Origin of the sequence: Herbaspirillum sp. RV1423, assembly GCF_000577615.1 — a bacterium.
GTDB lineage: Bacteria > Pseudomonadota > Gammaproteobacteria > Burkholderiales > Burkholderiaceae_D > Herbaspirillum.
Window position 1 is genome coordinate 62,181 of record NZ_CBXX010000032.1, and the last position, 11,592, is coordinate 73,772.

The 11,592-nt window shown below is 66.5% G+C and carries 2 protein-coding genes; both read left to right on the forward strand.

The genetic code is table 11. The features are described from left to right. Positions 1-52 precede the first annotated feature (52 nt). Positions 53-7,717: an SdrD B-like domain-containing protein gene (locus RV1423_RS21770; RefSeq protein WP_051516845.1), complete on the forward strand. Its 7,665-nt coding sequence runs from the start codon at positions 53-55 to the stop codon at positions 7,715-7,717. After that, the coding region (locus tag RV1423_RS21775) for an OmpA family protein (protein ID WP_051516846.1) at positions 7,714-11,592 on the forward strand (3,879 nt) is incomplete at its 3' end. The genes RV1423_RS21770 and RV1423_RS21775, both read left to right, overlap by 4 nt.

Below are 11,592 nucleotides of genomic sequence, written 5' to 3' on the forward strand. Positions count from 1 at the left end.
TTGCCGCAGAGCGATGACCGGTCGATGTCTTTAAAAACAATCCGGTATCGTCATGCACCGCTCACGTCTTTTCAGCCGTTGGTTCGGCTTCGCCATTGGTCGTTCTTCGTTCGTCAGCTTAGTGCTTGGCGTGGCCGGCTTGCTGTGTTCGCCGTCGTCGATGGCGGCGCTGAACGTTTCCATCACCGTGCCGCAGCCGACCTATCCGCTGACGATCAATCCGGGCGATGCGACGCTGTTCCGCATCAGTCTCATCAACAGCAATCCCAACGCGCCCGTGACCAATGTCGGCTTCACCGACACCATGCCGGCGGCGCTCAAGATTGCCGCAGGCACGGTCGCCTACTCGTGCACCGACGGCAGCGGCGCGACCGTCGCGACGCAAGGTACGCTGACCGCGGTCGCCGGCAGCAGCGTCATCAGCCTGACAGGCGGCGCGGTGCCGATTGCCGTGACGACCGGCAGCGGCGCCAACGGCCAGTGCGTGATCGATGTCCCGGTGACGTCGACCGCTTCCGGCACCGCGCCGGTCAACACGATTCCGGTCGGCGCCGTGACCGGCACCGACGATACCGGGGCGGTTTCCAACGGCAGCCAGGCGCAGCAATCAATCAACGTCACCACGCTGAGCGCGCCGACCATCAGCAAGTCGTTTTCTTCTTCGGTGATCGTCAAGGGCGACCAGCCCGTCAAGTTGACCATCACAATCAGCAATGCGGGCAATCCCACCGTCAACCTGCCGCTGAACGGCGCTGGCGATTCGCCTGCGTTCGCGGTGCGCGACATCCTGCCGGCAGGACTGGCAGTCGCCCCTACGCCCAACGTCTCGACGACGTGCAGCGGCGCAGGCGTGCCGCCGACCTTCAGCGCCAATGCCGGCGACACCACCCTGACCGCATTCGGCGGCACGGTAGCCGGCGGCGGCACGTGTACGCTCAGCGTCGACCTGATCGGCACCACCACCAGCGGCGCGTATAACAAGGATGTCGTCAACACCATCCGCCGCAGCGCCGATTTCGGCAACCTGCGCAACCTGACGCCGGCCGCCGATGCGAGCGCGACCTTGTCGATCCGCTCCATCCTGCAAGTCACCAAGCAGTTCAATCCGACCACCATCAGCGCCGGCCAGGCGTCGACGCTGACGATCACGCTGACCAACGCCAGCCCGGTCACGCCGATCACACTGACGACGTTTACCGACAGTCCGATCGACGGCGTCACGCCATCGGTGGCAACCGGTTTACGGCTGGGTTCGCCGGCGGCGGCGCCGAGCACCACCTGCGGCGGCGCGGTCAGCATCACGGCGGGCAACCTCGGCGTGCAGATGACCGGCGGCAGCATTCCCGCCGGCAGCAGTTGCACGATCACCGTGCCGTTCGTCGGCTCGCTGTCGGCGGCCGGCACGCCGCAGGCTTTTACCAACACCATCGCCGAAGGCGCGGTGCAGACCAGCGACGCCAGCATCATCAGCCAGAGCGCGACGCATACCGTCACCGTGGTCGACCAACTGCTGGTCGATAAGACCTCGAGCCCGACCGCTGTCGCGCCGGGCAACCCGATCCGCTACACCATTACCGTCAATAATTACTCGTCGTCGCCGCTCAGCAATGTCAGCGTGCCCGATGTGCTGCCGACCGGCGTGATCGGCCTGCCCAGCCCGGCGCCGACGCTCACGGCTGCTTGCGGCGCCTTGACGCATGACATCCCGGCACTGCCGGCCACCAATGGTTCGCTGCATTTCACGATCCCGACCGTGCCTGCCGGCAGCGGTCCGTCGGCAGGCACCTGCGCGATCACCTTCTGGGCGATGGCGCCGAAGGGCTCCGCGGTCGGCGCGACGCTGATCAATAATATTCCGGCGCGCAGCGTCGGTACGGGCGGCATCCTCAACTCGAATGTCAGCGCCGTCACGACGTCCATCGATCCGACCGTGACCATCGGCAAAGTGTTCAATCCAGCCAGCGCCTTCGAAGGCACGGTCTCGGTGTTGACGCTGACGCTGACCAACGTCTCTGCGCAGCCGGTCACGGCCGCCGCGTTTACCGACACCTTGCCGATCAGTTCTGACACGCATCAGCAACTGACGGTGGCGAATCCGGCCGATGTCTCGACCACTTGCGCCAGCGGCACCGTTACCGCCATCCCCGGCGCCAACACCGTCAGCCTGAGCGGCGCCACGATTCCGGCGCGCGCCGGCAACGGCACCGGCGCCAACGGCACTTGCCAGGTGCAGGTCAAGGTCATCGGCGCGGCGGGCAACTATCTCAATGTGCTGCCGATCGGCGCGCTGACCGGCACGCAGCAGTTCCCGGACAACAGCTCGCCGACGACCGTCAGCAACAGCACGGCCTTCAATGCCAGCATGGCCTATTCATCCGCACTCCAGGCCGCCAAGTCATTCTCGCCGACGACCATCGCGGCCGGCGGCAAATCCACCGTGCGCCTGCATTTTGCCAACATCGGCACCGGCACGCTCAACAACGTCAGCGCCACTGACCCGCTGCCGACCAACATGACCGTGGCTTCGCCGTCGAACGCTTACAGCACTTGCGCCGGATCGCCGGTCATCACGGCGACGCCGGCAGCCGCCAGCGCGGCGGTCAGCGGCATCGTGCTGCCGCCGAGCGGCCAGTGCGATGTGCTGTTCGACGTCACCGGCACCGGCGGTGCGGGATGGACCAACACCATCCCGGCCGGCGGCGTCAGCGCCACCGGCGGCGTGATCAACACCACGCCGCTCACGGCGACGCTCAACAACAGTTCCGCCGGCGCGGTGTCGGTCACCGTCAGCGCGGTATCGGCGACGACTGCGACGTCCAGCTTGTCGCCGGGCGAACCGGCCGTGCTGACCATCATCATCCGCAATGACGCCTCGCTGGCGCTGAGCGATCTCAAGCTGACCAATTACTTCACCGTCGACGGCCTCGCGAGCGGCGCGCTCAACGGCATCCAACTGGCCTCGTCGCCAAACCTGGCGACCACCTGCCAGGGCGGCCTGGTTACGGCCAATGCGGCCGGAACTGCCATCACCTTGTCGAACGCCAACCTGGCGGGCGGCGCAGGCACCACCTGCACCGTCACCGCCAACGTCACGCTGGTCACCACCGGCACCGTGCAGGACCGCATTCCGGTCGGTGCGATTGCCAACAGCCAGGGTGTGAGCAACACCACGGCGGCAGTCACCAGCCTGTCGTCGAGCGGCAACGTCGGCGTCAGCAAAAGCTTCACGCCGGCAGTCGTCAAGCCGGGCGATCGCACCCGTTTGCGCCTGACGCTGGTCAACGCCGGCGCCGTGCCGCTGACCAACATCATCGCCAACGACAATCTGCCGGCCGGCATGGTTGTGCCGGCCAGCGCCAATCCGATTACCGATTGCACGGGCGCCACCATCAGCGCGCCGACGGCTGGCAAGGTCACCATCTCCGGCGGCTCCTTGCCGGCTGCGGTCGGCGGCGCGACGGTCAGTTGCTACGGTGAAATCGACGTGCAGGCCGCCGTTGCCGGCGCCTACCAGAACGTGATCGCCGTCGGCGACGTCACCGGCACCAGCGGCGGTCCGGTGCAGAACGGCGTGCCGGCCAAGTCGACGCTGCAAGTCAAGAACCCGGCGACAATCGCCAAGGCGTTCGCGCCGGCCCAGACTTCGCCGGGCGTCCCGTCCACCGCGACGATTACGCTGAGCAACAGCAACGCCACCGCGCTGACCGCGGCCGCATTCACCGATGCGCTGCCGGCCAACGTGGTGGTCGCGCAGACGCCCAACGCTTCCACCACCTGCGCCGGCGGCTTCGTCTCGGCGCCGGTGTCGGCGACCGCGGTGACCTTGACCGGCGCCACGATTCCGGCCAACGGTTCGTGCCTGGTCAGGTTCGACGTGTTGAGCAATATCGCGGGCATCTATGTCAACACGATCCCGGCTGGCGGTCTCAATACCGCCGAGGGCGTGACCAATGACAATCCGGCCAACGCCACGCTGACCCTGCTCGACCCGCCGACAGTCAACAAGCAGTTCAGTCCGGTGTCGATCGCCGCCAACGCCAAGTCGACGCTGACCATCGTGCTCGGCAACACCAATGCCACCGCGGCGACATTGAGCGCCGACCTGGTCGACACCTTGCCGACCTCGCCGGGCAATATCGTCGTCGCTGCACCGAACGGCCTGGGCGGAACCTGCACCACGGCGCGCGTCACCGCGGTCGCGGGCAGCGGCTCGGTGACCTACAGCAGCGGCTCGACCATCCCGGCCGGCGGTTGCACGATCACCGTCGACGTCACTGGTTCTGTCACCGGCACATACAACAACTTCATCCCGGTCGGCGGCCTCAAGACCAACGCCGGCAACAACGTGCAACCGGCCACCGCCAATCTCACCGTCAGCCCGCTTGGCTTCATCTCGGGCAAGGTGTTCAAGGACAACAACGTCACGCCTAACGGTACGTTCGAGATCGGCACCGACGTCGGCATTGCGAATGTCGGCCTGACATTGACCGGCACCAGCTACGGCGCCGACGGCGTGCCGGGCGGCGGCGACGACGTCGCGGTCAGCCTGGGCACCGTCAGCGACGCGCTCGGCAACTACGCCTTCACCGGTCTCGCGCCGGGCAGCTATACGGTCACGGAAACCGCCCAGCCGGCCGGCACCAGCAACGGCATTACCACCGCAGGCCCGATTGCGGGCGCCGGCGGCGGCACGCCCGGCAGCGCAACGCCGGTGGCGACCACGCCTAGCCGCATTTCCAACATCGTCCTGCTGAAGGATGGCAGCGGCCAGGTGTCGGTATCGCCCAACAACAATTTCGCCGAGGTGGCGCCGTCCTCGATCGGCGGCATCGTCTTCCTCGACCAGAACAACAATGGCGTGAAGGAGCTGGCCGACACCGCGCTGAGCGGCGTGAGCATCGAATTGCAAAACGGCGCGGGAACCGTCATCGCGACGACCACTACCGATGCCTCGGGCGCTTACAGCTTCACCAACCTGGCGCCGGGCACCTATTCGGTGCGCGAGCCGGCGCAGCCGGCCGACACCGCCAACGGCCTGACCATTGCCGGCGCTGTCGGCAACGGCGGCACCGCGGGCAGCGTCACCGGTCCGACCACATTGCCAAGCCGGATCAGCAGCATCATCCTGCCGCCAGGCACCAACAGCGGCGGCAACAACTTCGCTGAAGTGCCGAGCGGTCGTCAGGTATCCGGTCGCGTATTCGGCGACGCCAATAACGACGGCCTGTTCAACAATGCCGAGACCGGCCTGGCTGGCGTGCGCATCGACCTGACCGGCACCGACATCAACGGCAGCGCCGTGACGCGTACCACCACCACCGGCGCCGATGGTCGCTACACGTTCAGCGGCCTGACGGAAGGCACGTACACCGTGACCGAACCGACGCAACCCGCACGCACCGCCAACGGCATCACCACGGCCGGCTCGACCGGCGGTACCGCGACCGCGGTCGGCACGACGCCGTCAGTCATCAGCAACATCAGCCTGACCGGCACCAACACGATTTCGGTCGACAACAACTTCGGCGAAATCCCGATCCTGGTCGGCGTCGTCTCGGGCAAGGTGTATGTCGACACCAACGGCAACGGCGTGGTTGACGCCGGCGAAACAGGCATCGCCGGTGTCATCGTCAAGCTGACCGGCACCGACAATCTCGGCGCCGTCGTCAACCTGAGCACCACCACGGCCGCCGACGGCAGCTACAGCTTCGCCAACCTGCAGCCGAGCAACGGCAGCGGTTACACCATCACGGAAGTGCAGCCGCCGTTGTACGCCGACGGCCGCACCACCATCGCCGCCGGTAATCCGGGCGTGCCGGCTTCGACCAAGCCGGTGCTGTCGAACAATACCGACGTGATCCGCAGCGTCAACGTGGTCGCGGGCGACACGCTGACCAACTACAACTTCGGCGAAGGCGGTGCGTTGGCGCTGCGTCCGCCTATCGTCAACGGTTACGTGTTCCTCGATCGCGACCATAGCCGGGTGCGTCCGGACGACGGCTCGGCATCCGGCGTCGCCGGCTGGACCGTGCAACTCACGCAGGGCGGCGTGCCGATCTGCACCACCACGACCGACAGCAACGGCTTCTACCAGTTCGACAACCTGCATTGCCCCGGCTATGAAGTCAGCGGCTTGCCGACCGGTCCCGGTTTTGCCATCTCGTTCTCGAAGGAGGGCAACGTGCTGCCGCAAACGCCTACTTCCGGCGGCGGTCGCGGCGTGACTGCCAGCGGCGGCAAGATCACCGGCATCACGCTGTCCGCGTTGGATGAAGTGATCGAGCAGAACCTGCCGCTCGATCCGTCGGGCGTCATCTACGATTCGCTGACGCGCAAGCCCATCGCCGGCGCGCAGGTCACCATCAGCGGTCCGGCCGGCTTCGTGCCGTCGACTCACCTGGTGGGCGGCAGCGCCACGCAGATCACCAGCAGCGACGGCTTCTATCAGTTCCTGCTGCAGAACGCGTTCCCGAGCGGCCTCTATACGCTGACCGTCAGCGCGCCCGGCTATCTGCCGTCGGCCAATCTGCCGGCGTGCGTCGGCACCGCCAACATCGGCGCCGTGCCCAACCCTGCGCTGGTGCAAGCCAGCAACACCGCCCCGCCGGTATCGGTGCCGGCGGCCAATCCGGCAGCCTGCGTGGGCATCGTGCCGGGCGGAGCGACCACATCGCAGTACTACTTCAGCTTCTTCATCACCAACGGCGTGTCGGCGGACATCCTCAACAACCACATTCCGCTCGACCCGGCCAGCAACGACCTCATCTACGTGACCAAGACCTCGCCGATGGTGAACGTGGCGCGCGGCGACCTGGTGCCTTACACCATCACCGCCACCAACAAGCAGGCTTATTCGATCTCATCGACCAGCGTGCGCGACCAGATCCCGCCGGGTTTCAAGTACCGCAGCGGCAGCGCATCGTTCAATGGCGTCGCGGTCGAACCGGTGGTCAACGGCCGCCTGCTGACCTGGCCCAACCAGAACTTCGCGCCCAAGGAGAAGAAGACTTACCGCCTGATCCTGACAGTCGGTTCGGGCGTCGGCGACGGCACCTATACCAACCAGGCGTGGGTGACCGGATCCACCAATTCGGTGCTGTCCAACGTCGGCCAGGCGTCCGTGCGCATCGTGCCGGACCCGACCTTCGATTGTCCGGACATCATCGGCAAGGTCTTCGACGACCAGAACGCCAACGGCTACCAGGACCAGGGTGAACCCGGCATTCCGGCGGTGCGCGTGGTCACGCCGCGCGGCTTGCTGGTGATGACCGATGCGGAAGGACGCTTCCACGTCCCTTGCCCGGATATCCCGAACGAGGATCGCGGCTCCAACTTCGTCATGAAGCTCGACGTCCGCACGCTGCCGACCGGCTATCGCCTGACGACCGAAAATCCGCGCGACGTCCGCATCACGCGCGGCAAGGTCACCAAGCTCAACTTCGGCGCCACCATCCATCGCGTGATCCGCATGGAGCTCAACGACGCCGCCTTTGAAGCGGGCAGCGTCAGGTTGCAGCCGCAATGGCAGAAGCAACTGGACGCCTTGCCGCAGCAATTGAAGGCGCGGCCGTCGGTGGTCCGCCTGGCCTATCAGCCCGGAGCTGACGCCGAGCTGGCCGGCAAGCGCATCGACGCCATCCGCCAGCAGATCCAGGATCGCTGGCGCGCGCTGAAGGGGGAGTACACGCTCAATATTGAAACAGAGGACGCACAATGAAAACAAGACGTCAGCCCAAGTCCGGCGCGCCGCTGCGCGCGCGGAAACTGGCCGTCGTGCTGAGCGCGCTGGGCCTGGTCTGCCTGCCAATCCGCGCGCAGGAAGTCGCGGCCGGGCCGGGCCAGGTGCAGGAAGACGGCGCGCGCATCCGCGGCAAGATGATCGATCGCAGCCGCACGCTGGATGCGCCGGTCGCGCCGAATACGGAATACCAGTCCGCCGTTTTCGACGGCCTGTCGCCGTCGGCGCTGACGGACGGCGAACGCAAAATCATGCTGGAAACCGCAGCGCCCGACAGCGCCGCGCAAGACAAAGTCACCATCGAAGACGAAGTCAGGGGCAGTTACTTCGCTTCCGGCAGGGCGATCCTGTTGCCGCGCACGATCGATGTGCTCAACGGCCTGATGCGCACGCTGGAGGGCAAGCGCGACATCCGCGTCGAGATCGTCGGCCACACCGACAGCCAGCGCATCGCACCGGCCTTGCGGCCGACCTTCGCCGACAACCAGGCCTTGTCGGAAGCGCGTGCGCTGGCCGTGGCGTCTTACCTGAAACAAAACCTGCACTTGCCGGCCGAGGCGTTTTCCGTCAGCGGCAAGGGCGAGTCGCAGCCGGTCGCCGACAACGGCAACCCGGCCGGCATGGCGCAGAACCGCCGCGTCGAAATCCGGGTGTGGTACAGCAACGCGCCGGCCGCGGTGATGCGCGAAAAGGTGGTGGAAAACAATGCCTGCGCCGCCAACCCCGATGCGCCGGCCGAGGCGATGCCGTTTTCGATCACGGTCGACGGCCAGCCGGTCGATCTCGAGAAGAAGGCGCAGGAAGCCGATCGCCAGCGCTGCGTCGATGTCGGCCTCGAAAAGGCCGACATCCAGATCAAGTTCGACCCGCTCGACGTCACGCCGGTGCTCAACGCCTGGGTGCTGCAAAGCACGGCGGTGCGCGACAAGCCGGTGGTGTTTGGCACCTACGCCAACTATTCCTGGTGGATCAGGCGCGCCGAACTGCGCGTATTCGCCAAAGGACAGAACGCCCAGGAGACGCCGCTTGCCGTGGTGCCGTTCGCCATCGGCGATGCGGTGCAGTGGAAGGCGCCCGACAATGCGCCTTCCGAACTGGCCTACCTGATCCGTGTGGTCGACGGCGACGGCCGGTTCGACGAGACGTTGCTCAAGCCGTTGCGCCTGGCGGACCGCTCCGATCCGCTGGTCGACGCGGCGCGCCTGGAGCGCGAACGCCTCTCGGGCTGGGGCGAGTCCAGCCTGCATCTCAAGAACATTCCGGCACGCGGCGGTTCGGTCACGATCAGCGGCGAACATGTCAAGACCGGCGACAGCGTCAGCGCCATGGGCATGCCCGTGCCGGTCGACGACAAGGGCAAGTTCGTGCTGCGCCAGATCTTGCCGCCGGGACCGCATCAGGTCGATGTATCGGTCAAGGACGCACAGGGCAAGGGCGCGACGTTCCGCCGCAATCTGTCGATCGCCGACAAGGAATGGTTCTATTTCGTGGTGGGCGACCTGACGATGGGGCGCGACCGCACCACGGGTCCGGCGCAACTGGTGACGACCGACACCTCGCACTACAACAATGAAACCTGGATCGACGGCCGCGGCGCGTTTTACCTGAAGGGCAAGGTCAAGGGCGACTATCTGCTGACCGCCAGTGCCGACACGCGCGAGCAGCCGTTGCGCGACCTGTTCAGCAACTTCCAGACCAAGGATCCGAACTATCTGCTGCGCCGCATCGACCCCGACCGCTACTACCCGGTCTACGGCGACGACAGCACCATCACCGACGACGCGCCGACGCAGGGCAAGTTCTATGTCAAGCTGGAAAAGGACAATTCCTACGTCATGTGGGGCAATTTCCAGACCGCCTGGACCGGCACCGAGCTGACCCAGTACAGCCGCGGCCTGTACGGCGCCAACCTGTTGTGGAACGCCAAGGACACCACCAGGTACGGCGAAAAGGTCACCACCGTGAACGCCTTCGTGGCCGACCCCGGCACCTTGCAGTCGCGCGAAGAATTCCGCGGCACCGGCGGTTCGCTGTATTACTTGCACCACCTCGACCTGACCGAAGGTTCGGAACGCCTGTGGGTGGAAGTGCGCGACAAGGATTCCGGGCTGGTGATCCAGCGCACGCCGCTGTCGCCGGCGCAAGACTACGACATCAACTACCTGCAGGGCCGCCTGACCTTGCGCGCGCCGTTGCCCTCGGTGGCCGACGGCAGCACGCTGGTGCAGACCTCGGCGGCCAGCGGCAATCCGGTCTATCTGGTCACGACCTATGAATACGTGCCGGGCCTCAACGAGATCAGCGCCAGCGCCTTCGGCCTGCGCGCCAGCCACTGGTTCAACGACAACCTGCGCGTCGGCACCACGATTTACCGGCAAGGCGAAAACGACAACCAGCAAAACCTGCGCGGCGTCGACGCCACCTTCCGCTACAAGCCCGGCACCTGGGTCAAGGGCGAACTGGCGCATTCCAGCGGCATCGGCAGCGAGAGCCTGAGTTCGCTGACCGGCGGCTACGACTTCACCGCCAACCAGCGCAACGGCGCCGGCGCCACCGCGCGCCGCCTCGACACCGCCATCGACCTGGCCGACGTCAGCGAATTCCAGGGCCGGCTGTCGGCCTATTGGCAGGAGCGCGATCCCAATTTTTCCGGACCGGGGGCGACCCTGCCGAGCGGCGAAGGCCTGTCGCAGAAAGGCATCGCCGCCACCGTGCCGGTGGGCGACAGGACCGAACTGAGCACCAAGGTCGACTATCGCGATTCGACCAACAGCACCGCCAGCCAGAGCGCCAACTCCGCCGAAGCGGCGGTGCGCCACAAGATCGATGCCGAATGGGGCGTCTCCGCCGGCGTCCGGCACGACCAGCGCTCCGGCATCAACCAATATGGCGTGCTGACCAACGCCAGTCCGATCCTGAGCCAGAACGGCACGCGCAACGACGTGATTTTCCGCGTCGATTACCGGCCGCTGGAAGACGGCGAAGCGGAGAAGGCGGCGGAGTTGGAAGCCGCCAAAGCCGCAGGGGATAACGCAGCCGGCGGCAGCCTGGTTGCCGCCGTGCCGGCCACCGCGCTGGGAACGGCGCCTGCCGCCAGCGGCACCGGCCTCCTGACGGCCAACCAGAACGGACCTGCTTCATCGATCGTGCCGACCACCGGCATCTCCGGCGGCGTCGACGCCAAGGCCACGCGCGACGCCACCTCGGCGGTCGGCGTCGCCGCCGCGCGCGTGCCGGGGCTGAAGTACAAGTCCTGGGATTCCTACGCCTTCGTGCAAGGTACGGTCAGCCGTAACGGCGACCGTACCGACAACGATCGCGCCGGGGTCGGCGGCAGTTGGGCCGTCAACGACAAGCTGCGCCTGGGAGCGGAAGCATCGGGCGGCGACGGCGGCGCGGGCGGCAGGGTGTCGGCCGACTATCAGGTCGACGACCGCAGCACGGTCTACCTGACCTACACCATGGAAACCGAAAGCGCCGACAGCAACTATGCCGGCCGCCAGGCCACGCTCACTTCCGGCACCCATTACCGCTACAGCGACCAAGTCGGCATGTTCGGCGAAACCCGCTGGAGCAACGGCGCCGGGCCGAAGAGCCTGACCCATGCGTTCGGCGTCGACTTCGCGCCGAACACGCGCTGGACGCTGGGCGGCAAGTACGAAACCGGGACGCTGTCCGATCCCTTGTCGGGCGACCTCAAGCGCGACGCCGTCGGTTTGTCGGCGGCCTACAAGTACAACGACCTGAAGTATTCCGGCGCCATCGAATACCGCATGGATCGCGGCACCACGCTGGGCACCGTCAACGGCACCTGCATCACCAACGATGCCGGCGGCAATTGCGGCGGCACGGCG

Coding starts and splice junctions, on each gene's coding strand:
- RV1423_RS21770 (WP_051516845.1), top strand. CDS start 53: ATGCACCGCTCACGTCTTTTCAGCCGTTGGTTCGGCTTCGCCATTGGT.